15 protein-coding genes are annotated in these 22,314 nt (G+C 73.8%); 6 read left to right on the top strand and 9 right to left on the bottom strand.

The annotated features are described in order from the left end of the window. Nucleotides 1-34: 34 nt before the first annotated feature. Complete coding sequence (locus ABD385_RS01575) at nt 35-1,819, bottom strand: ABC transporter ATP-binding protein (RefSeq protein WP_344573002.1); 1,785 nt, start codon at nt 1,817-1,819, stop codon at nt 35-37. Next, complete coding sequence (locus ABD385_RS01570) at nt 1,816-3,666, bottom strand: ABC transporter transmembrane domain-containing protein (protein WP_344573485.1); 1,851 nt, start codon at nt 3,664-3,666, stop codon at nt 1,816-1,818. Before ABD385_RS01570 ends, ABD385_RS01575 begins: the two co-directional genes overlap by 4 nt. Before the next feature lie 301 nt (nt 3,667-3,967). On the opposite strand from ABD385_RS01570, the gene ABD385_RS01565 reads away from it, so the two are divergent. Beyond that, nucleotides 3,968-4,735 (top strand): L,D-transpeptidase family protein, encoded by a 768-nt coding sequence (locus tag ABD385_RS01565; protein ID WP_344573001.1) that lies wholly within the window; start codon nt 3,968-3,970, stop codon nt 4,733-4,735. A gap of 182 nt (nt 4,736-4,917) precedes the next feature. After that, nucleotides 4,918-6,309: a cation:dicarboxylate symporter family transporter gene (locus ABD385_RS01560; RefSeq protein ID WP_344573000.1), complete on the top strand. Its 1,392-nt coding sequence runs from the start codon at nt 4,918-4,920 to the stop codon at nt 6,307-6,309. Nucleotides 6,310-6,379: 70 nt separating this feature from the next. Here ABD385_RS01560 and ABD385_RS01555 read toward each other — a convergent pair whose 3' ends face one another. Then, nucleotides 6,380-7,813, bottom strand: coding sequence for a Gfo/Idh/MocA family protein (locus tag ABD385_RS01555; RefSeq protein WP_344572999.1), 1,434 nt, complete (start codon nt 7,811-7,813; stop codon nt 6,380-6,382). Nucleotides 7,814-8,208: 395 nt separating this feature from the next. On the opposite strand from ABD385_RS01555, the gene ABD385_RS01550 reads away from it, so the two are divergent. Beyond that, complete coding sequence (locus ABD385_RS01550; protein ID WP_344573484.1) at nt 8,209-9,564, top strand: alpha-amylase; 1,356 nt, start codon at nt 8,209-8,211, stop codon at nt 9,562-9,564. Between the two features lie 43 nt (nt 9,565-9,607). Here the strand turns inward: ABD385_RS01550 and ABD385_RS01545 are convergent, their stop codons facing one another. Both ABD385_RS01545 and ABD385_RS01540 read right to left on the bottom strand, forming a co-directional pair. After that, nucleotides 9,608-12,556 carry an FAD-binding and (Fe-S)-binding domain-containing protein gene (locus ABD385_RS01545; RefSeq protein WP_344573483.1) on the bottom strand — a complete coding sequence of 983 codons (2,949 nt, stop codon included), beginning with the start codon at nt 12,554-12,556 and terminating at the stop codon, nt 9,608-9,610. A 36-nt stretch (nt 12,557-12,592) separates the two neighbouring features. Beyond that, the gene (locus ABD385_RS01540) at nt 12,593-13,075 is read right to left on the bottom strand and encodes a MarR family winged helix-turn-helix transcriptional regulator (RefSeq protein ID WP_344572998.1); all 483 of its coding nucleotides are present in this window, start codon (nt 13,073-13,075) and stop codon (nt 12,593-12,595) included. Nucleotides 13,076-13,189: 114 nt separating this feature from the next. On the opposite strand from ABD385_RS01540, the gene ABD385_RS01535 reads away from it, so the two are divergent. Then, nucleotides 13,190-15,025, top strand: a complete 1,836-nt coding sequence (locus ABD385_RS01535) for an ABC transporter ATP-binding protein (protein WP_344572997.1) — start codon at nt 13,190-13,192, stop codon at nt 15,023-15,025. Nucleotides 15,026-15,070: 45 nt separating this feature from the next. On the opposite strand, the gene ABD385_RS01530 is transcribed toward ABD385_RS01535, so the two are convergent. The 4 genes from ABD385_RS01530 to ABD385_RS01515 form a co-directional block, all read right to left on the bottom strand. Next, a complete protein-coding gene (locus tag ABD385_RS01530) occupies nt 15,071-16,249 on the bottom strand; it encodes a GDSL-type esterase/lipase family protein (protein ID WP_344572996.1) in 1,179 nt (392 codons plus the stop codon). 143 nt (nt 16,250-16,392) lie between these two features. Continuing rightward, on the bottom strand, nt 16,393-17,061 hold the full coding sequence (locus ABD385_RS01525) for a LutC/YkgG family protein (protein WP_344572995.1): 669 nt from the start codon (nt 17,059-17,061) through the stop codon (nt 16,393-16,395). Then, nucleotides 17,058-18,551 (bottom strand): lactate utilization protein B, encoded by a 1,494-nt coding sequence (locus tag ABD385_RS01520; RefSeq protein ID WP_344572994.1) that lies wholly within the window; start codon nt 18,549-18,551, stop codon nt 17,058-17,060. Before ABD385_RS01520 ends, ABD385_RS01525 begins: the two co-directional genes overlap by 4 nt. Beyond that, the gene (locus tag ABD385_RS01515; protein WP_344572993.1) at nt 18,548-19,348 is read right to left on the bottom strand and encodes a (Fe-S)-binding protein; all 801 of its coding nucleotides are present in this window, start codon (nt 19,346-19,348) and stop codon (nt 18,548-18,550) included. Before ABD385_RS01515 ends, ABD385_RS01520 begins: the two co-directional genes overlap by 4 nt. Before the next feature lie 225 nt (nt 19,349-19,573). Between ABD385_RS01515 and ABD385_RS01510 the strand changes: the two genes are divergently transcribed. Next, nucleotides 19,574-20,914 carry an MFS transporter gene (locus ABD385_RS01510; protein WP_344572992.1) on the top strand — a complete coding sequence of 447 codons (1,341 nt, stop codon included), beginning with the start codon at nt 19,574-19,576 and terminating at the stop codon, nt 20,912-20,914. Nucleotides 20,915-21,473: 559 nt separating this feature from the next. Next, nucleotides 21,474-22,244: a GntR family transcriptional regulator gene (locus ABD385_RS01505; RefSeq protein ID WP_344572991.1), complete on the top strand. Its 771-nt coding sequence runs from the start codon at nt 21,474-21,476 to the stop codon at nt 22,242-22,244. The last annotated feature ends 70 nt before the right edge of the window (nt 22,245-22,314 follow it).

Genomic DNA, 22,314 nt, shown 5'->3' with positions numbered 1-22,314 from the left:
AGAGCCGGGCGCCACCGGTGCGTGCCGCGGTGGTTCAGCCGTGCCAGGACCGCCACAGCGCGGCGTAGGCACCGTCGGCCGCGACCAGTTCCCGGTGGCTGCCCAGTTCGCTGATCCGGCCGTCCTCGACGACCGCGATGACGTCGGCGTCGTGGGCGGTGTGCAGCCGGTGGGCGATCGCGACGACCGTCCGCCCGTCCAGGACCTTGCCGAGCGACCGCTCCAAGTGGCGGGCGGCGCGCGGGTCCAGGAGCGACGTCGCCTCGTCCAGCACCAGGGTGTGCGGATCGGCCAGGACCAGCCGGGCCAGCGCGATCTGTTGGGCCTGGGCCGGGGTCAGGGCCGTGCCGCCGGAGCCGACCTCGGTGTCCAGAGCGCCGGGCAGGGCCCGGGCCCAGGCGTCCGCGTCCACCGCGCCCAGCGCCGCCCAGAGTTCGGCGTCGGCCGCGTCCGTACGGGCCAGGAGCAGGTTGTCCCGCAGCGTTCCGACGAAGACGTGGTGCTCCTGGTTGACCAGGGCGACGTGTTCCCGGACGCGTTCGGTGGGCATCGCGGAGAGTTCGGCGCCGCCGAGCGAGACCGAGCCGGACCGCGGTCCGTAGATGCCGGCCAGCAGCCGGCCCAGGGTGGACTTGCCGGCGCCGGACGGGCCGACCAGCGCCACCCGGCTGCCGGGGCGGACGTTCAGCGAGACCTGGCGCAGGACGTCGACGCCGGCGCGGTAGCCGAAGCTGACGTCCTGCGCGCGCACGTCCCGGCCGCCCGGCACCACCGAGGCGTCGGCGGGCTCGGGTGCGATCTCGCGCACGCCGACGAGCCGGGCCAGCGACACCTGGGCCACCTGGAGCTCGTCGTACCAGCGCAGGACGAGGTTGACCGGTTCGGTGAGCATCTGGGCCAGCAGCGCGCCGGTCGTCAGCTGTCCGGGGGTGAGCCAGCCGTGCAGCACGAACACCCCGCCGAGCACCACGACCGCGGCGAGCACCAGGATGTGCGTGACGTTGATGACCGGGAAGAGCACCGAGCGCAGGAAGAGGGTGTACCGCTCCCACTGGGTCCAGGTCCGGATGCGGTGCTCGGACAGGGTGACCCGGCGGGCGCCCAGGCGGTGCGCCTCGATGGTGCGGCCGGCGTCGACGGACTCGGTGAGGACCGCGGAGACCGCGGCGTAGCCGGCGGCCTCGGAGCGGTAGGCGGCGGGCGCGCGCTTGAAGTACCAGCGGCAGCCGACCAGCAGCACCGGGAGGGCGACGAGCACGGACAGGGCGAGCGGCGGTGCGGTGACGGTGAGCCCGCCGATCAGCAGGCCGGCCCAGACCACGCCGATCGAGAGCTGCGGCACGGCCTCCCGCATCGCCTCGGCGAGCCGGTCGATGTCGGTGGTGATCCGGGACAGCAGGTCGCCGGTGCCGGCCCGCTCCAGGACGCCGGGCGGCAGGGCCACCGACCTGATGAGGAAGTCCTCCCGCAGGTCCGCCAGCATCCGTTCGCCGAGCATCGCCCCGCGCAGCCGGACCATGCGGACGAAGACGGTCTGCACGACCAGGGCGAGGGCGAACACGGCGAGGGTGCGGCCGAGGGGGACGTGTCCGCCGCGGCCCGCCGAGAGGTCCTCGACCAGCCCGCCCAGGAGGTAGGGCCCGACCATCGAGGCGATCACCGCGACGGCGTTGACGGTGATCAGGACGGTGAAGTCCCGGCGGTGCCGGCGGAACAGCTCGGCCACGTAGGCGCGCACCGTGGCCGGCGAGCCGACCGGCAGGGTGGCGGTGGTGTGGGCCGGGTGGGGATCGTGCTCCGGCGGGGCCAGGCCGATCATGCGGTCTCCTCGGTGGTGCGGTGGGGGGCGGTGCGGCCTTGCGGCGTGCCGCGGGCGGGATCCGGTTCGCGGGTGACGACGGCGCGGTACTCGGGGTGGGTGTCGAGCAGTTCGCGGTGCGGGGCCTCGCCGGCGACCTTGCCCTCCTGGAGGAACACCACCTGGTCGGCGCGGTCCAGGAGCAGCGGGCTGGCGGTGAGGACCACGGTCGTGCGGCCCGCCCGGACGCCTCGCAGGCCGTCGGCGACCCGGGCCTCGGTGTGGGCGTCGACGGCACTGGTCGGTTCGTCCAGGACCAGCACCTCGGGGTCGGCGACCAGCGACCTGGCCAGCGCCAGCCGCTGGCGCTGGCCGCCGGAGAGCGACCGGCCGCGTTCGGTGATGTGGGTGTGCAGGGGGTCGTCGGAGTCGTCGGCGGACGCCCGGGCCAACGCGGCGAGCACGTCGGTGCATTGGGCCGCGTCGAGCGCCTCGGCCCCGGTCACCCGGCCGGAGGAGGGGACGTCGAGGAGTTCCCCGAGCGTGCCGGAGAGCAGGACCGGGTCCTTGTCCTGGACGAGGACGGCGCTGCGGGCGGTGTCGCGCGGGAGGTCGTCCAGCGGGGTGCTGCCGAGGACGACGGAGAGCGGACGGTCCGGGGCCGCGGGCGGGCCGCCGGGCGGGGCGGCGTCCCGCGGCGCGGGCCGGGCGGTGTGCGGTGGGTGGCCGCCGAGCCGTTCGGCGAGTCGGCCCGCCGCGTCCGGGTCGCCGCACACCACCGCGGTCAGCCGGCCGGCCCGCGCGGTCAGGCCGCTCAACGGGTCGTGCAGGTCGCCGGCCGGTGGGCGCGGGTCGGTCAGGCGCCCGCCCGTCGGGCGGCTCAGCGCCAGGACGCGTGCCGTGCGTCCCGCCGACGGCAGGGCGAACGACCAGGCCATCGTGATCTCTTCGAAGTGTCGCAGCGGGTAGAGCAGGAAGGCCACCGCGCCGTAGAGGGTGACCAGTTCGCCGACGGTGATCCGGCCGGCGAGCGCGAGCCGGACGCCGTCCCAGACCACCGCGATCAGCAGCAGGCCCGGCAGGGCGACCTGCACCGCCGAGATCAGCGACCACATGCGGGCGCTGCGCACGGCGGCCCGGCGGACCTCCTGGGAGGCGGTGCGGTAGCGGCCGAGGAAGAGGTCCTCGCCGCCGATGCCGCGCAGCACCCGCAGGCCGGCGACGGTGTCGGAGGCGAGTTCGGTGGCGCGGCCGGCCTTCTCGCGCTGGGCGTCCGCCCGGCGGGTGGCGGGCGGCAGCAGCGGCAGGACGGCCAGCGCCAACAGGGGCGTGCCGAGGGCCACCACGAGGCCGAGCTGCGGCTGGTAGACGACGAGCGCCAGGCAGACGCCGATCGACGCCACCAGGGCCGCGCCGAACCGCGACAGCGTCTCGACGAACCAGCCGATGCGCTCCAGGTCGCCGGTGCTGACGGCGACGATCTCACCGGCCGCGACCCGTCGGGTCATCGCGCCGCCGAGCTCCGCGGTCTTGCGGGAGAGCAGTTGCTGCATCCGGGCCACCGTGACGATCCAGTTGGCCACGGCGGAGCGGTGCAGCATGATGTCGCTGACCGCGACCAGCGCGCCGAGCAGCGCCAACAGGCCGCCCGCCAGCATCAACCGGCTGCCGTGGCCGTCCACCGCGGCCTGCACGGCGAGGCCGACGGGCAGCGGGAACGACGCCATCGCGCCCATGTGCAGCAGCCCCCAAAAGAGGGACGTGGTCTGTCCGCCCCACTGTTGCCGGCACAGCCACACGAGGAATCGGCCGCCCGAACGGACGTCCGGGACGCCGGGGTCGGGATGGGGGAGGTCGCGAATGCGCATGATGTCCCAGGAGTTGTCGCAGGAGGTGGGGTGGGCCGCGCGCGCCGGGCGGGCCGGAGGAGGGGCGGGCGGGTCGTTGGCGGGGAGCGGTGGCACGCCGTCCGGGCAGGCCGGAGTGTCCTCGCGCCCCTCGGTGACGGCCTCGGCGCGAGCGGAGGCACACGGAAGGTTCGCGCGTCGGCCGGCCCGGCTTCAAACGGTTTTTCCGCAGAAAGCCGGCCAAGCCGACGTACCTTCCGTGCGTAGCACATCGCAGGGCCGGGGCGAGGGACCGTCAGGGCGCGGTGGCAGCATGGACGTCATGCGAACAGCGGGTGGTGCGGTGCGGGCGGCGGCGGTGGCGGCGGCGGTGACGGTCCTTCTGGCGGGCTGCGGTGCGGGTGGCGCGGCGGGCGGGGACGGTGGTGACGGCGGCGCCAAGGGGGACGGGGCCGGCGCGCGCGAGCATCCCGGTGGCCCGGCCGGTGGGGCATCGGCGGACACCCACCTCGACGGCATCCCGGGGGTGGGCGGCGCGCTGCGGTCCCGGATCCCGGCCGGCTCCCGGCAGGTCGTCGCGGTGTACGGCGCCGGCGTGAACTCCCCGGACGCGACGGTGGTGCTGTACGAGAAGGGGGCCGCCGGCTGGGACCGCAAGGGGAGTTGGCCGGCGCACAACGGCCGGCGCGGCTGGACGCCGGACCACCACGAGGACGACCAGCGCAGCCCGATCGGCGTCTTCCGGCTGACCGACGCCGGTGGGGTGCTCCCCGATCCGGGGGCCCGGCTGCCCTACACGCACTCGGCGGCCTTCACCCCGCCCGCGTACTGGTCGAAGAACACCCGGCACGACTTCGACTACGTGGTGGCGATCGACTACAACCGGGTGGTGGGGACGTCCCCGCTGGATCCCACCCGTCCCCAGGGGCAGTCCAAGGGCGGCGGCGTGTGGCTCCACCTGGACCACGGGACCGGGACGTCGGCCTGCGTCAGCGTGGCCGAGTCCGCGATGGTGACGCTGTTGCGCGCACTGGATCCGGCGCGGCACCCGGTGGTGGTGATGGGGGACCGGGCGCACCTCGCCGGCTGACGCCGGGAGCGGGGCGGGCGGCGGGACGACGCACCTCCTTGGATCAAGCTCCAACTTGGATCAAGCTCCAAGATTTTCCCGGAAGTTGCACCGGCTCTTTCGGGAGGAACGCCTACCGGCCATAGTGACGGACCGCGGAAATCCTCTTCCGCATCCCAGAATCCGTCCATGGAGGAGTGCCCGTGCCGCACGCCACCGGAAGCCTCGCCCGCCGTGCCGGGCGCCTGTTGCGCACCAGCCTGTTCGTCCAGGTACTGCTCGCCCTGCTGCTCGGTGTCCTGGTCGGACGCCTCTGGCCGCAGGCGGGCAGTTCGCTCCAACCGCTGGGCGACGGCTTCGTCCGCCTCATCAAGGCGATCATCGCCCCGCTCGTCTTCTGCGTCGTCGTCGCCGGCATCACCAAGGCGGGCGACCTCAAGTCCTTCGGCCGGATCGGCGTCAAGGCCCTGATCTGGTTCGAGGCCGCCACCAGCATCGCCCTGGTCGTGGGCCTGTTGGCGGGCAACGTCTTCAGCCCCGGCGCCGGGATGCACGTCGATCCGGCCTCGCTCGACAAGGGCGCGGTGGACGCCACGACCGGTGGCGGAAAACTGCCCTCCGCGGGCCAGTTCATCCTGGAGGCGCTGCCGAACAGCGCGGTCGGCGCGTTCGCCGAGAACTCCCTGCTCCAGGTCCTGGTGCTGGCCTGCCTGGTGGGCGCGGCGCTGCTGCACCTCGGGCAGCAGCGGGTGCCCCAACTGCTGCCGCTGATCGAGCAGGTGCAGGACGTGGTCTTCACCATCGTCGGCTACCTCATGAAGCTCGCCCCGCTCGCGGTCTTCGGCGCCACCGCCCACCTCGTCGGCCAGTACGGACTGGGCGCCATGGCGACCTACGGCAAGCTGATCGCGGTCTGCTACGGCGTCGCCCTGGTCTTCCTGGTGCTGCTGGGGCTCGCCCTCAAGGCCGTCACCGGGCTCAGCCTCTGGAAGTTCGTCCGCTACACCCGCGAGGAACTGCTGTTGGCGCTGGGCACCGGCTCCAGTGAGACCGTGATGCCGCGGATGATGCAGAAGCTGCGGGCCGCCGGCTGCCGGGACGACGCGGTCGGCCTGGTGCTGCCCACCGGCTACTCCTTCAACCTCGACGGCGCGTCCATCTACCTCTCCATCGGGACGCTGTTCATCGCCCAGGCCATCGGCGTGCACCTCTCGCTCGGCCAGCAGGTGACCGTGGTCCTGGTGCTGATGCTGACCAGCAAGGGCATGGCGGGCGTGCCCGGTTCGGCGTTCCTGGCGCTGTCCGCGACCGCCTCCGCGCTGGGCGTCATTCCGGCCGCGGCGGTCGCCCTGCTGCTCGGCGTCGACCGGATCATGGACTCCATGCGGGTGGCGACCAACCTGCTGGGCAACTGCGTCGCGGTGTTCGTGGTGTCCCGCTGGGAGGGTGCGCTGGACCGGGTGACGGCCAAGCAGGTGCTGGCCGGCGCGGTCCCGGCTGGGCCGCAGCCGCAGCCGCAGCCGCAGCCGGCGGCCACCGCCCCCGTCGGTCGGGAGGAGGCGGACGGCGCCCCCGTCGCGCCCGGCGAGAAGTGAGCTGCGGGGCCCGGTGGCGGACGGTCGGCCACCGGGCCCCGGGCGGCGCGCCGTGCGGGGCGCGCCCCCGCTACTGCGCGGGCCTGTCCGAATCCATCCCCGGCCGGGCCTTGCTCCACAGCCCCCGGGTGAAGTCCGGGATCTCCTGCGGTGCGCCCTGCGCCCTGATCGAGCGGTCACTCAGCGGCAGCGGGGCGGACCAGGTGGCCGCGTCGTACACGTCGAAGTCCGGTACCAGGCCCAGCCGCAGGCACTGGGTGAGCCGGAAGACCAACATGTAGTCCATGCCGCCGTGGCCGCCGGGCGGGTTGGCGTGCTCCTTCCACAACCAGTGGTCCCACTGGGCGTACTTCCCGAAGTCGCCCCACTCGTCGTTGCTCTGGTCCGGCTCCAGGTAGATCCGCTCGGGGTAGTCCTCGAAGAGCCCCTTGGTCCCGCCGAGGCTGTTGATCCGGCTGTACGGGTGCGGGGTGGAGACGTCGTGCTCCAGCCGGATCACCCGGCCCTTGGCGGTCTGCACCAGGCTGATCGTGCGGTCGCTCTCGACGTACGACTCCTTCCAACTGGGGTCGCCGGCGGGCATGTGCTGCTTGCGGTAGGCGGCCAGTCCGAGCGCCGGCGTGCCGAAGCTGGAGATCCGCACCACCCGGTCCCCGCGGTTGACGTCCATGTAGTTGGCGACCGGGCCGAAGCCGTGGTTCGGGTAGAGGTCGCCGCGCAGCCGGGTGTGCCACAGCCGGCGCCAGGGCCCCTCGTAGTACGTCGGGTCGAACATCAGGCCGCGCAGGTCGTGGACGTACGCCCCGGCGCCGTGCAGGAGGTCGCCGAAGAGGCCGGCGTGCGCCATCCGCAACACCCGCATCTCGTTCCTGCCGTAGCAGCAGTTCTCCAACTGGAGGCAGTGTCTGCGGGTCCGTTCGGAGAGGTCCACCAACTCCCACAGCTGGTCCAGGCGCAGCGCCAGCGGGCATTCGGTGCCGACGTGCTTGCCGTTGAGCATGGCGGTCTTCGCCATCTCGAAGTGCCAGTCCCAGGGCGTCGCGGCGTAGACGAAGTCGATGTCGGTGCGTTGGCAGAGGTTCGCGAAGTCGTGGTCGCCGTTGGTGTAGACGGCGGGTGCGGGCTGGCCGGCCTTGGTGACCTTCGCCGCGGCCTTGGCGACCTTGTCCTGCACCGGGTCGCAGAGCGCGACGACCCGCACGCCCGGCATCGCCAGGAACAGGTCGATCATGCTGCCGCCCCGGTTGCCGAGGCCGATGATGCCGACGCGGACCGTGCCGCGCGGCTCGAAGGGCACCCCGATCATGGTCTTGCCGTGCCGCTCGGGGGCGGCGGCGGTGTCCGGGCCCGCCGCGGGTGCCTGGGGCGCGGCCGCGGCCGCCGAGGGGGTGCCCAGGCCGGTGAGTCCCAGTCCGGCGCCGGCCGCGCCGGCGGTCCACAGCACCGAACGGCGGCTGGGGCCGGCCTCGTGGGGCTCGTGGTTCTGCGGTGTTGCCTCGTGCATCGGTCCTCCAGGGGAGCGGATCGTACGCGGGACAGTCGTGAACCTCGGTGAGGACCCTGACGGTTGGGCGGCCTGGGGCACAAGAGGGCGCATTGGACTCTTGGTGTGCGTACGTGGACTCTTCGTCCCCCTCGGGTGCCACCGGGACGTGGCGTCCAGCCCGCCCGTGTCGGCATCTTTCGCAAGAGCCTGAAAAGCCTTGCCGAAGACCTTGACGTGTCCACGCACGAAACGGCAGGCTCCGAAGCGGAAATCCCCCCATGGCGGCCTGGCGCGTGGCTGCTCTCGTGGGCGCGGTCCCCGTGCCCCATGACGAAGGAGCCGCAACAGTGCAACGACGAAGGAGCCGCGACCACGCAGCGACACGGCAGCCGCACCACCGGCGCCGTCCCCGGGTGCGGGGCGGGGCACTGGGCGGACTGCTGGCCGCCCTCGGCCTCACCGTCCTCGCCCCCTGGCCCTCACAGGCCACCCCGCCCGGCGACCGGACCGTCACCGCCACCCTCTTCGAGTGGAAGTACGCCGACGTCGCCCGGGCCTGCACCGACCAACTGGGCCCGGCCGGCTACGGCTACGTCGAGGTCTCACCCGCCTCCGAACACATCCAGGGCGACCAGTGGTGGACCTCGTACCAGCCGGTCAGCTACAAGATCGCCGGCCGGCTGGGCGACCGCGCCGCGTTCGCCGCGATGGTCGGCAGCTGCCACGCCGCCGGCGTCAAGGTGATCGCCGACGCCGTCGTCAACCACATGGCGGCCGGCTCCGGCACCGGCACCGGCGGCACCCCGTACACGAAGTACACCTACTCCGGCACCTACCAGGACTGGGACTTCCACGGCTGCCGCAAGAGCATCTCCGACTACACCAACCGCGACGACGTCCAGAACTGCGAACTGGTCGGGCTCGCCGACCTCGACACCGGCAGCGACTACGTCCGCACCACGATCGCCAGGTACCTCGACGACCTGCGGTCGCTCGGCGTGGACGGCTTCCGGATCGACGCCGCCAAGCACATCGCCGCCGGCGACCTCGCCGCCATCAAGGGCAAGATGAAGGACCCGGGGTACTGGGTGCAGGAGGTCGTCTACGGCGCCGGCGAGGCGGTCCAGCCCGACGAGTACACCGCCACCGGCGACGTCGACGAGTTCCGCTACGGCACCCACCTCAAGAGCGCCTTCCTCAGCGGCAACCTCGCCCAGCTCAAGTCCGTCGCCGACGGCAAGCTCGGCAGCGACAAGGCCCGCACGTTCGTCGACAACTGGGACACCGAGCGCAACGGCTCCACGCTGAGCTACAAGGACGGCGCGGCCTACGCCCTCGCCAACGTCTTCATGCTCGCCTCGCCGTACGGCTCCCCGAACGTCTACTCCGGCTACCAGTGGACCGACAAGGACGCCGGCCCGCCGCCCTCCGGCAGCTCCGCCTGGACCGACGAGCACGCCCGGCGCGAGATCACCTCCATGGTGGGCTTCCGCAACGCGGTCGGGTCGGCGGGGCTGACCGACTGGTGGGACAACGGGGGCGACGCGATCGCCTTCGGGCGCGGCTCCGCCGGGTTCGTCGCCCTCAACGGCGGGGGCCAGGCGGTGAGTCGGTCGTTCACCACGTCGTTGCCGGCCGGGACGTACTGCGACGTGGTCGCCGCGGACCCGGCGGCGTGCGACGGACACACGGTCACCGTGGGCGGCGACGGGCAGGCGCAGCTCACCGTGCCCGCCCACGGCGCGGTGGCCCTGCACGTCGCCCGCTGACGTCCGCCCGTCCCGACGGGCCGGGCGGACGCCACGCGCCGCCTCACGTGCCGTACGGAATCGAGGGGTTGCCGGGGCGGGTCGCCCATTCCAGCGCCAGGAGGGCCGAGCGGTAGCCCCGGCCCTGCGTGGCGTGGTCCATGCCGATCTCGCACGTGCGGTTCGCCGAGAGGTGGGCGTCGAAGGGGCGGGCGGTGACCTCGGCGGCCTCCTTCTCGGTGGCCGATTCGGTCAGTTCCCGGTGGAGCAGACCGCGGTCACCGGCGAAGGCGCAGCACCCCGCGTCGTCCGGGACCACCACCTCGCGGGCGCACGCCTCGGCGACCCGCCGCAGCCGGTCCCCGTCCCCCAAGTGCTCCATGGAGCAGGTGGGATGGAGGACGGCGGAGCCGAGGGTGCGGTGGACCTCCAGGCGGGGGAGGAGGTCCGCGGCCCACCCGACGGAGTCGACGACCGTGAGCGCGGCGTGCAGCGAGCGGTTGAGCGGGGTCAGGTACGGCACCACCTCGCGGGCCAGGCCGAGCGTGCAGGACGACGCGTCCACGACCAGCGGCAGCCGTCCGCCGGCGGTCCAGCCCCAGGCGGCCTCGACGATCCGGTTGGCCATGAGCCGGTTGCCCCGTTCGTAGCCCTTGGAGTGCCAGATGGTGGCGCAGCAGGTGCCGGCGACGTCCGACGGGATCCACACCGGGCACTCGGCGCGGCGGGCGAGCGCCACCACCGCCTCGGGGAGGGACGGCCCGTGGTGGTCGGCGGGTGCGCCGAAGATGCGGTTGACGCAGGCCGGGTAGTAGACGGCGGCCGCGCCGGCCCGGCGGGTCGCGGGCGGTCGCCGGGCCGCCGGACCGGGGACCTGCGGGAGCCACTCCGGCACCAGGTCGGGGCGGATCGCCCGGCGGGCGGCGCCGGTCGCCCGGGTCAGCAGCCGGTCGTCGAGCCGGGGTGCGACGGCCAGCGCCAGCCGGGCCGCCCGCTCGACGGCCGCGAAGTGCCGCGCGGCCCGCTCGGCGATCCGTTCCTCGCGCGGGGAGTGCCGCCGGTGCCGGAAGTCCTTCATCAGCGCGCCGGTGTCGATGCCGACCGGACACGCCAGTTGGCAGGTGGAGTCGCCGGCGCAGGTGTCCACCGCCTCGTAACCGTAGGCGGTCAGCAGCGCGTCGTTGACCGGTGAGCGGGGTGGCTGGCGCAGCATCTCGCGGCGCAGCACGATGCGTTGGCGGGGCGTGGTGGTCAGGACCCCGCTGGGACAGGTCGGTTCGCAGAAGCCGCACTCGATGCACGGATCGGCGACCGCTTCGATGCGGGGGAGGGTCTTCAGGCCGCGCAGGTGCGCCCGCGGGTCGCGGTCGAGCAGGACCCGCGGCGCGAGGATGCCCCGCGGGTCCACGATCTCCTTGATCCGCCACATCAACTCCGTGGCGCGCGGGCCCCATTCGAGTTCCAGGAACGGTGCGATGTTCCGGCCGGTGGCGTGCTCCGCCTTCAGCGAGCCGTCGAAGCGCTCGACGGTCAGCCGGCAGAAGTCGTCCATGAAGGCGGCGTAGCGGGTGACGTCGGCGGGGTCGGCGGCGTCGAAGGCGAGCAGGAAGTGCAGGTTGCCGTGGGCGGCGTGGCCGGCGACCGCCGCGTCGAAGCCGTGCCGGGCCTGGAGCTCCAGCAGCGCGGTGCAGGCGTCGGCGAGCCGGGCCGGCGGGACCGCGAAGTCCTCGGTGATCAGGGTCGTGCCGGCCGGCCGGGAGCCGCCCACCGCGGTGACGAACGCCTTGCGGGCCTTCCAGTAGCCGCCGATCACGGCCGGGTCCCGGGTGACGGCGTTGCTGATCGACGGCACCGGGGCGACCAGCGCCAGCTCCGCCAGCACCCGTGCCGCCGCCTCCTCGTGGGCCCGCTGCGCCGCCTCGTCGGGTGCCCGGAACTCCACCAGCAGCGCGGCGGTCTCCTTGGGCAGTTCCGCCCAGTCGGCGGGGACGCCGGGCACGCTGACCGAGGCGCGCAGGGTGTTGCCGTCCATGAGTTCCACGGCCCGGGCGCCGGCCTCGGTGAAGCGCGGGACGGCGGCGGCCGCGGCGGCGAGGCCGGGGAAGAACAGCAGGGCGGTGGAGGTGTGCCGGTCCAGCGGCACGGTCCGGAAGACCGTCTCGGCGAGGAAGCCGAGCGTCCCTTCGGAACCGACCATCAGCCCGCGCAGGATCTCCACCGGGGTCCGCCCGTCGAGGAGTGCGTCCAGGCGGTAGCCGTTGGTGTTCTTGAGCGCGTACTTGGCGCGGATCCGGGCGACCAGGTCCGGGGCCGCCTCGATCTCCGCCTTCAGGGCCAGCAGTTCGGTGCAGAGCACCGGTTCGGCCCGGGCCAGTCGGGCGTCGGCGTCCGGGCGGGCGGTGTCGACGACGGTGCCGGACGGCAGCACGAAGGTCAGCGAGTCCAGCGTCCGGTAGGAGTTGCGGGTGGTGCCGGCGGTCATCCCGGAGGCGTTGTTGGCGACCACGCCGCCCACCGTGCAGGCGACGGCGCTGGCCGGGTCGGGGCCCAGCAGCCGGCCGTGCCGGGCGAGGGCGGCGTTGGCCCGCAGCACGGTGGTGCCGGGCCGGATGCGGGCCCGGGCGCCGTCGTCCAGCACCTCGATGCCGGCCCAGTGGCGGCGCACGTCGACGAGGACGTCCTCGCCCTGCGCCTGTCCGTTGAGGGAGGTCCCGGCGGCCCGGAACACCACGTGCCGGCCGTGCGCGCGGGCGTAGGAGAAGACCGCGGCGACGTCCTCGACGGTCTCGGGGACGACCACGACCTGCGGGACGAAGCGGTAGGGGCTGGCGTCGGAGGCGTAGCGCACCAGGTCGGAGACGGTGTGCCGGACCTTGTCCGGGCCGAGCAGGGCGAGCAGGTCGCCGCGCAGCGGCTCGGGGGTGCCGGCCGCCAGCCGTTCGGGCACCCGGTCCGGCGCGGGGTGGGTGGTGCGGGGCCGCAGGGCTTCGGGCGTGGGCTCCAGCAGGGGCACGGTCACCTCCGGTTGGCTGCGCGACGGCCCGTCGGATCAGGCCGGTGCGGCAGAGCGGTGCGGTTCCCCCGGTCCGTCGACGAGGGTGGCGAGCAGGCCGCCGAGCACCTCGCGCTGGGCGGCGGTCAGGGGTGCCAGGATCTCCTCCGCGGCGGCCCGCCGGGCGCCGCGCAACGCCCGCAGCGCGGACCGGCCGGTGTCGGTCAGTTCGATCCGCACCACCCGGCGGTTGGTGGGATCGGGCACCCGGCGCACGGCGCCGTTCGACTCCAGCGCGTCCACCAGCGTCGTCACCGCCCGGGGCACCACCTCCAGCCGCTCGGCCAGGTCGGCCATCCGGGGCGGGGCGTCGTGGCAGTGCCCGACGATTCGCAGCAGCCGGGACTGCGCGGGGGTGAAGGGGACGTCCAGGTGGGCCATGTGGCGCTTCTGGGCGCGCTGCATCCGGCGGGTCAGTCGCACCAGTTGCTCGGCGACGTTCGCCTCGTTCGCGCTGGCCGACGGCTCGGGGGTGGGCATGGCCACAGGATACAGGACAAGATTCATTGTGAGTATAGGTAACAATGAGCTAAGCTCGGCAAAGTTTTCTCCCCCCATAGCTTCCTGCTTCCCCTCCCGCCCTCGAAGGAGCCCATGCGTCCCGAAGAGCCGAACTGGACCCCGCCCCCCAAGGACCCCGACGCCCCGGTCCCGCTGCGGCGGATCCTCACGCTGTTCCGCCCCTACCGCGGCCGCCTCGCCCTGGTCGGCCTGCTCGTCGCCGCCTCCTCGCTGGTCTCGGTGGCCTCCCCGTTCCTCCTCCGCGAGATCCTGGACGTCGCCATACCCGGCCGGCGCACCGGCCTGCTGACCCTGCTCGCGCTCGGCATGATCGCCATCGCGGTCACCACCAGCGTCTTCGGCGTCCTGCAGACCCTGGTCTCCACCACGGTCGGCCAGCGCGTCATGCACGACCTGCGCACCGCCGTCTACGCCAAGCTCCAGCGGATGCCGCTGGCCTTCTTCACCCGCACCCGCACCGGTGAGGTCCAGTCCCGGATCGCCAACGACATCGGCGGCATGCAGGCGACCGTCACCTCCACCGCGACCTCCCTGGTCTCGAACCTGACCTCGGTCGTCGCCACCGTCGTGGCCATGGTCGCCCTCGACTGGCGGCTCACCGTCGTCTCGCTGCTGCTGCTCCCGCTGTTCGTCTGGATCAGCCGCCGGGTCGGCAACGAGCGCAAGAAGATCACCACCAAGCGGCAGAAGCAGATGGCCGCGATGTCCGCGATGGTCACCGAATCCCTCTCGGTCAGCGGCGTCCTGCTCGGCCGGACCATGGGCCGCGCCGACTCCCTCACCAAGAACTTCGCCGACGAGTCCGCGCGCCTGGTCGACCTGGAGGTCCGCGCCAACATGGCCGGCCGCTGGCGGATGGCCACCATCGGCATCGTCATGGCCGCCATGCCCGCGCTCCTGTACTGGGCGGCCGGCCTGGTCCTCCAACTCGGCGGCCCGGCCTTCTCCCTCGGCACCCTGGTCGCCTTCGTCTCCCTCCAGCAGGGCCTGCTGCGGCCCACCGTCTCCCTGCTGACCACCGGCGTCCAGATGCAGACCTCGCTCGCGCTCTTCCAGCGCATCTTCGAGTACCTCGACCTGCCGGTCGACATCACCGAGCCCGCCGACCCGGTCCGCCTGCCCGCCCCGCGCGGCGAGATCCGCTTCGAGGCGGTGTCCTTCGGCTACGACGCGGAGGCCGCCCCCACCCTCGACGGCGTCGACCTGACCGTGCCGGCCGGGAGCAGCCTCGCCGTCGTCGGCCCGACCGGCAGCGGCAAGACCACCCTGAGCTACCTCGTCCCGCGCCTGTACGACGTCACCGGCGGCCGGGTCACGCTCGACGGCACCGACGTCCGCGACCTCGACTTCGACACCCTCGCCCGCGCGGTCGGCGTGGTCTCCCAGGAGACCTACCTCTTCCACGCCTCGGTCGCCGAGAACCTGCGCTTCGCCAAGCCCGACGCCACCGACGACGAGATCGAGCGCGCCGCCCGGATCGCCCAGATCCACGACCACGTCGCCGCCCTCCCCGACGGCTACGACACCGTCGTCGGCGAACGCGGCTACCGCTTCTCCGGCGGCGAGAAGCAGCGGCTGGCCCTCGCCCGCACCATCCTGCGCGACCCGCCGGTGCTCGTCCTCGACGAGGCCACCAGCGCCCTGGACACCCGCACCGAACACGCCGTCCAGCAGGCCGTCGACGCGCTCTCCGCCGGCCGCACCACCGTCACCATCGCGCACCGGCTCTCCACCGTCCGCGACGCCGACCAGATCGTGGTCCTGGACGGCGGCCGGATCGTCGAACGCGGCACCCACGACGAACTGCTGGCCGCCGACGGCCGCTACGCCGCCCTGGTCCGCCGCGACACACACCAGGAAGCGTCCGACGCCCCGAACGACGGCCGCGCCCCCGAGGTCCTGGTCTGACCGCCCCGCCCGGAGCACGGTCCGGGCGGGCCGACGGGCCGGTCCTCACAGCGCGGCCGGATCGACCGCCCGCGCCATCACCCGGTACCCCTCGTCGCCCGGGTGCTTGAAGTCCCCGCTGTCGTAGGCGGACCGCAGCGCGTCCGGGTCGGCCGGGTCCGCCAGCGCCGCCGCGAAGTCGGCCACCGCGTCGAACGCGCCCGCCGTCCGGATCCACTCGTTGACCGCCCGGCGCTTCGCCTCCGCGACCGGCGTGTGGTACTCCGACCCCTGGAACGGCAGGATCGTCCCCCCGACGACGCGCACGCCGGCCGCGTGCGCCCGCGCGATCAACTCCCGGTAACCGTCGATGAGGTGGTCCGCCGCGTTGTCCGGGGCGGGCCTGTAGGTCGGCAGGTCGACCTCGCTGAAGCCGATGTCGTTCAGCCCGACCAGGACCACCACCGTGCGCACGCCCGGCTGCGCCAGCACGTCGCGGTCGAACCGCGCCCCGGCCCCCTCGCCGAACCACGGCGAGTCGTTCAGCAGCAGGTTCCCGCCGATGCCCAGGTTGAGGACCCGCAGTGGACGGCCCTCGGCGCTCAGCCGCTCGGCCAGCGCGTCCGAGTACCGCCGGTCGGCGTCGACGCTCGACCCGAAGCCGTCGGTGAGCGAGTCGCCGAAGAGCACCACGGTGTCCCGCCGCGCCGGGCCGCCGTCCGCCAGCTCCACCGCGGCCAGGTAGTACCAGGACACCGACGTCTCCCCGAAGACCGCCGGATCCACCTCCCCCAACTGCGCGCCGGCCGCCCGGTACGCGGTGGCCCACGCCTGCGCGTGGAAGGTCGCCGGTCCGGTCGGCCCGGCGAAGTGCAGTGAGACGGTCAGTGATTCCAGCGCCGCCACGCTCACCTCCGCCGCGTCGCTGTGCACCTCGCCGCCGGCCGGGATCCGTACCGACGCCGCCCCGTCGAAGGTCAGCGGCCGGACCGTCCCGGGCGCCACCGCCGCCCCGGCACCGGCCCGGGCGATGCTCGCGCCGGACACCTCCAGCGGCGCGGTCCCGTACCGGTTGGAGAGCCTGATCCGGGCCCGGGCCCCGGAGCCGGTGACCCGCACCGTCTGTCGCACGGTCTGGTCGGCGAACCCCTCCTCGGCCCAGTTCGGATGGAAGCCGACGCTCGGCCGCTGCACCGCGGTGGCCCAACCGGCGTTCCAGGCGGGTGAGTTGTCGTGGTCGTTCATGGGGTGACTGCCTCTCGGTCATCTGCTCGGTGGCGATGACCAGGAGTCTGCCGACCGGGGCGTGGGCCACCCAGACACCTGCCGGTGGTACCCACCGGGTGCCTACCAACGCCGGGGTCACCCTCCGCGGCGACCGCCCGACGCTACCCGGCGCTCCCGTGCCCCGCACCCGCCCCGACCAGCACCACCTCCAGCGTCCGCGGGCCGTGCACCCCCTCCACCCGGTCCAACTCGATGTCGCTGGTGGCGGACGGCCCGGAGATCCACGTCAACGGGCGCCGCGGGGACAGCCGCTCCAGCGCCTCCGGGACCGAGTCGACGACCTGGTCGGGCACCCGCACCACGCAGACGTGGTGGTCCGGGACCAGGGTGATCCGGCGCCGCCCCTGATCCGGGCCGCCGTCCAGGACCAGCGTGCCGGTCTCCGCGACGGCCACCGCACACCCCGTCACCACGCTGTCCACCGCGTCGAGGTCCCGAGCGGTGTCCGCGGCCCGGTCCGGTACGGCGCTGACGTCGGCGGCCGACAGCCAGTGCGGGTCCAGCCCCGGCGGGACCAGCACCGTGCGGGCCCCGCGCGCCGCCAGCAGTCGGCCGACCAGCGCCGGCAGCTCGGCGGGCGCACAACGGTGCACCCGCGCCCGGTAGTCCGCGAGGTGCGCCGCGAGCAGCTCCACCGTCTCGTCCGGCGTCCGCGCCCCGTGCACCCGGCGGTAGTCGCGGGGGACCGGCGGATCGTAGGGGCCCTCGCCGCGCGGCACGTCGGCCAGCGCCCGCCGCACCCGCGCCAACACCACGTCCCTGCTGCTCACCTGAGACCTCCTCGCTCGGGCCCGGCGGCGCCGCCCCGGGTGCGTTGCCACCAGTCGCGGAACGATTCCGCGGGCACCGCCGGCAGCGCCCGGGTGTCGGACCAGGCGCGGCCCGGCCCCGGCAGTCGGCGCGGATGCAGCCGACGGGTCCGCGCGGCGAGCCGCATCCCGCCGCGCAGCGCGCCCGGATGGTCGAAGGCCCAGGCGGCGGCGCGCAGCGCGGCCCGCTCCGCCGCGTGCCCCTTGGCGGGTTTGAGCACCACCCGGGCGCCGTGCCGGGTGACCGGGCCGCCCTCCACCACCCGCTCCCGCAGGTGCACCAGCACCTCCGGGATGTCGATCGCCACCGGGCACACCTCGTAGCACGCCCCGCACAGCGACGAGGCGTACGGCAACGACTGCTCCAACGGGCCGGCCATGCCGCGTAGTTGCGGGGTGAGGATGGCGCCGATCGGGCCGGGGTAGGGCGATCCGTAGGCGTGTCCGCCGGCCCGCTCGTACACCGGGCAGACGTTCAGGCACGCCGAGCAGCGGATGCAGCGCAGCGCCTGCCGGCCCACGGTGTCCGCCAGGGTGTCGGTGCGCCCGTTGTCGAGCAGCACGAGGTGGAAGGTCCGCGGCCCGTCGCCGTCCGTGGTCCCGGTCCAGGTGGTGGTGTACGGGTTCATCCGCTCGGCCGTCGACGAGCGCGGCAGCAGTTGGAGGAAGACCTCCAGGTCCTGCCAGGTCGGCACCACCTTCTCGATCCCGACGACGGAGATCAGGGTCTCCGGCAGGGTCAGGCACATCCGGCCGTTGCCCTCGGACTCCACGACGACCAGGGTGCCGGACTCGGCGACCATGAAGTTGGCGCCGGAGATCCCCACCTTCGCGGTGAGGAACTTCTCCCGCAGATGCAGTCGGGCCGCCTCCGCCAGTGCGGCGGGGGAGTCGGACAGTCCTTCCGGCGCCGGGCGGCCCCATTTGCCCATCTCCCGGCGGAAGATGTCCCGGATCTCGGCCCGGTTGCGGTGGATCGCCGGCACCAGGATGTGCGACGGCAGGTCGTCGCCGAGCTGCACGATCAGTTCCGCCAGGTCCGTCTCGTAGGCCCGGATCCCGGCGTCGGCCAGCGCTTCGTTGAGCCCGATCTCCTGGGTGGCCATCGACTTGACCTTGACGACCTCGTGCTCGCCGGTCTCCCGGACCAGCCGGGTGACGATCCGGTTGGCCTCGTCGGCGTCCGCCGCCCAGTGCACCCGGCCGCCCGCGGCGCCGACCGCCTCCTCCAACTGCTCCAGGTAGTGGTCGAGATGACGGAGCGTCCGGTCCTTGATCGCGGCGCCGGCGGCCCGCAGCTCCGCCCAGTCGTCCAGCTCGGCCACCGCCCCGGCCCGCTTGTCGCGGATGGTGCGGGTGGCGTGGGCGAGGTTGGCCCGCAGTTGGGTGTCGCGGGTGGAGACGGCCGCCGCCTGGGGGAACGCCGGCATGCCGAGGAAACTGCGGCTCATCGCGCACCGCCTGCCGCGCCGCCGCCCGGGACCGCGGGGCCGGCCGGCGCCGGATCGGCCTCCGTACTGGCCAGGATCTCCGCGAGGTGTACCGGTCGGACCGTCGAACCCTGCCGGGCGAGCAGGCCCCCGAGGTGCAGCAGACACGAGTTGTCGACCGTGCAGAGCGCCTGCGCACCGGTACCGGTCACCGCACGGACCTTGTCGACGCCCATCGCGACCGACACCGCCGGGTTCTTCACCGCGAACGTCCCGCCGAACCCGCAGCACTCCTCGGCGCCCGGCAGCTCCTTCAACGTCAGCCCGCGGACCCGCTCCAGCAGCCGCCGCGGCCGGTCGCCGAGCCCGAGCACCCGCAGCCCGTGGCAGGTGGGGTGGTAGGTGACGGTGTGCGGGTAGTACGCGCCGACGTCGGTCACCCCCAACACGTCCACCAGGAACTCCGTCAGCTCGTACGTCTTGGACACGGCCCGCGCCGCGGCCTCGGCCAGCTCCCGGCCGCGCCCCTCCGCCGCGGCCTTCGCCGCGATCCGCGGGAAGTTGTCGCGCACCATCGCCGCACAGGAACCGGACGGGGTCACCACGTACGCGTGGTCCGCGAACGCCCGGTCGAAGCGGCGCACCAGCGGCTCGGTGGCGTGCCGGTACCCGGTGTTGAACTGCGGCTGCCCGCAGCAGCTCTGCCCCGCCGGGAAGTCGACGTCGACGCCCAGCCGTTCCAGCAGCGTCACCACCGCCTGTCCGGTGCGTGGCCGGAGCGTGTCGTTGATGCAGGTGACGAACAGTGCTACCCGCACGGTGCCTCCTCCTCGCGGTCTCCTCCCGGCGCGCCGCCGACCCGACGGCGCCCCCGGGCGTTGCGGCCGTGTTGCCGGCGCATGGCCACCGCCTTGCCACCTGCCGACGGCGGCGACTTCACGGTCCAAGTCCCTGGCGGCCACCCGCCTCACCGGTACATGATCACCTGTCGGATCATCCTGCCCCAGTGACGGGCCCAGGAGAAGGACCGGGAGTGGAGGACCATGTCGAGCACACCGCCCATAGCCGAGGACCGGGCACCCGAGGGTGACCACCGTCCGTCGCAACTGCGGCAACTGGCCGCCGCGTCCGTCGGCAACACCGTCGAGTGGTACGACTGGTACGCCTACTCCTTCCTGGCGGTCTACTTCGCCGACCAGGTCTTCCCCAAGGGCGCCGGCAACTCCCTGGTGCCACTGCTGTCCTCGTTCGCGGTCTTCGCCGTCGGCTTCTTCATGCGCCCGGTCGGCGGGCTGCTGATGGGCGCCGTCGCCGACCGACGCGGCCGGCGCGCCGCGCTGACCCTCACCATCCTGCTGATGGGCGGCGGCAGCCTGCTCGTCGCGCTCACCCCCACCTACGCGGCTACCGGCGTGCTCGCGCCCATCGTGCTGGTCGTCGCCCGCCTGGTGCAGGGCCTTTCGGTGGGCGGCGAGTTCGCCGCGTCCACCACGTTCCTGGTGGAGTCCGCCGGACCGGGCCGCCGCGGCCTGTTCTCCAGCTTCCAGTACGTCTCCACCACCCTCGGCCAACTGCTCGCCTCCGGCACCGGAGCGCTGCTCGCCGCGCTGCTCACCGCGCACCAGATGGGCCAGTGGGGGTGGCGGATCGCGTTCCTCGTCGGTGCCCTGCTGAGCCTGCTCGGGCTGTGGATCCGCAGCGGCGCCCGGGAGACCCTGCCGCAGGCCCCCGACGCCGACCCGGCGGCACGCCCCGCCGCCACCGAGCGGCCCGCCGACCGCCCCGGCCTCTTCGAGGGCCTGCGCCGCTACCCCCGGCAGTCGCTGCTGATCTGCGGCATCACCGCCGGCGGCACCCTCGCCTACTACACCTGGACGACCTACCTGCCCACCTACGCCCAGGTCAACGCCGGTTTCGACAAGGGCGAAGCGCTGACCGTCGGCACCCTGTCGCTGGTCTTCTTCGCGCTGATCCAGCCGCTCGGCGGGCTGCTCTCGGACCGGATCGGACGCAAGCCGCTGCTGCTCACCTTCGCGCTGGGCTTCGCCGTACTGGCCGTGCCGCTGCTCCACCTGGTCACCGACTCCTTCGCCTCGCTGCTGCTGGTGCAGTGCGCGGGCCTGGTGCTGCTCACCGGCTACACCTCGATCGCCGCCGCGGTGAACGCCGAGGTCTTCCCGGCCCGGGTGCGGGCCGCCGGCATCGGCTTCCCCTACTCGCTGACCGTCGCGCTCTTCGGCGGCACCGCCCCGTACGTCGGCACCTGGTTCAAGCAGGCCGGCCACGCGGGCCTCTTCCCCTGGTACGTCGCGGGGCTGTGCCTGGTGTCGTTCTTCGTCTACCTGGCGCTGCCGGAGACCGCCCGCCGGCCCTTGGACGGGTAGCCGGGCGGCCGGCGAACCGCGCGGCCCGCGCCCGGACACGCGGAAGGCGCCGCCCCCCTGGGACGAGGGGGCGGCGCCTGGTGGTGCTGCAAGTCCGTCAGACGAGCCAGCCCACGAAGTGGACGATGCCGGCAAGCAGGCTGGTGAGGAAGTTCATCTGGCTCTGTCTCCTAGTGCATTGCGTGGTGGGACCAACTCTCCGGCCCAGCAAGGGATGTCGACCGGAGGCGCCGTAACGGTCTGCAGCCCGTCGCTTGCGCCCCGTAAGCATCACCCGCCGCCGGGGGAACGGGGAAGTCGTTCCGTGATCGACCACGCTTTCCGGCGAACACTCGATCCGACGTTCGCTTGTTCCCATGCGAGGAAGGGAGGGGTGGCGGGCTGCGGGACGTTCGGCTGTCGGACAAGGCGGCCGGGCGCAGTCCCGTCCCGGACGCGCCCCCACCGGTCCGGCCCCGGGGCGTGCGGTCCACCAGGGCCGCGCCGGTGGAAGACTGGCGGTACGCGCCCGACCGGGTGCGGTGCGGGCACGTCGGACCACGGACGCGGGGAGACGCAGATGGCTGACAGACAACAAGGGCGGGAGGGCGCTCCGGGCCGGCCCCAGCGCCGGCCCGTCGTCGCGCTGTACGAGCGGATGGTCGAGGCCATTCGGGGCGGCGCCTACCCGCCGGGGTCGACCCTGCCGACCGAGCCCCGGCTGGCCGCCGAGTTGGGGGTGAGCCGGCCGGCGCTGCGCGAGGCGTTGATCCTGCTCCAGGAGGACGGCGTGATCACCGTGCGGCGCGGGGTGGGGCGCACCGTCAACCACCATCTGCCGCCGCGCGGCTTCGAGTTCCTCAAACCGGTCGAGGCGCTGCTCGGCGAGGGACGTCAGGTGGTGACCACGCCGCTGGCCCGCACCCGCGAGGAGCCGACCGACTTCTCCACCCAGCACCTGGTCCTGCCGGCCCACGGCGAGGTGCGGTTCTGGGAGAGCGTGATCGAGGTCGGCGGCCTTGCGGCCTGTCTGACCCAGGAGTGGGCCGCGGACGAGACCGTGGCGGAGCTGCTGCCGGACGCCGTGGCGGCGTTCGACGGGCCCGGCGCCCGGACCTCGTCGATGCTGGGCCTGCTCCTGGACCTCGGGCGGGGGCTGCCGCTGACCGGCAGCAGCACCATCGTGGCCACCACGCTCGGCCGGCAGCGCGGCGCCCAGCTCGGGCGTTCCGCCGACACCCCCGGGGTGCTGGTCACCCAGGTCGTTCGGCTGGACCGCACGCCGCTGCTGGCGGCCAAGCACATGCTGCCGCCGGGCGCCCCGGCGCTGCCGGTGTGGCAGGCGCGCTGAGCGGCGTGCGGGGCCCGCACCCGGCGCCGGCGTGCGCCGGCCGGCTCCCCGGTCATCCGGTGCTGCCGGA

Source organism: Streptomyces lunalinharesii, assembly GCF_039532155.1.
GTDB lineage: Bacteria > Actinomycetota > Actinomycetes > Streptomycetales > Streptomycetaceae > Streptomyces > Streptomyces lunalinharesii.
The sequence above is the reverse complement of the archived record's forward strand: the minus strand, read 5'-3'. Positions and strand labels throughout refer to the sequence as shown.

Coding starts and splice junctions, on each gene's coding strand:
- ABD385_RS01575 (WP_344573002.1), bottom strand. CDS start 1,819: ATGATCGGCCTGGCCCCGCCGGAGCACGATCCCCACCCGGCCCACACC.
- ABD385_RS01570 (WP_344573485.1), bottom strand. CDS start 3,666: ATGCGCATTCGCGACCTCCCCCATCCCGACCCCGGCGTCCCGGACGTC.
- ABD385_RS01565 (WP_344573001.1), top strand. CDS start 3,968: ATGCGAACAGCGGGTGGTGCGGTGCGGGCGGCGGCGGTGGCGGCGGCG.
- ABD385_RS01555 (WP_344572999.1), bottom strand. CDS start 7,813: ATGCACGAGGCAACACCGCAGAACCACGAGCCCCACGAGGCCGGCCCC.
- ABD385_RS01540 (WP_344572998.1), bottom strand. CDS start 13,075: ATGCCCACCCCCGAGCCGTCGGCCAGCGCGAACGAGGCGAACGTCGCC.
- ABD385_RS01535 (WP_344572997.1), top strand. CDS start 13,190: ATGCGTCCCGAAGAGCCGAACTGGACCCCGCCCCCCAAGGACCCCGAC.
- ABD385_RS01530 (WP_344572996.1), bottom strand. CDS start 16,249: ATGAACGACCACGACAACTCACCCGCCTGGAACGCCGGTTGGGCCACC.
- ABD385_RS01520 (WP_344572994.1), bottom strand. CDS start 18,551: ATGAGCCGCAGTTTCCTCGGCATGCCGGCGTTCCCCCAGGCGGCGGCC.
- ABD385_RS01510 (WP_344572992.1), top strand. CDS start 19,574: ATGTCGAGCACACCGCCCATAGCCGAGGACCGGGCACCCGAGGGTGAC.
- ABD385_RS01505 (WP_344572991.1), top strand. CDS start 21,474: ATGGCTGACAGACAACAAGGGCGGGAGGGCGCTCCGGGCCGGCCCCAG.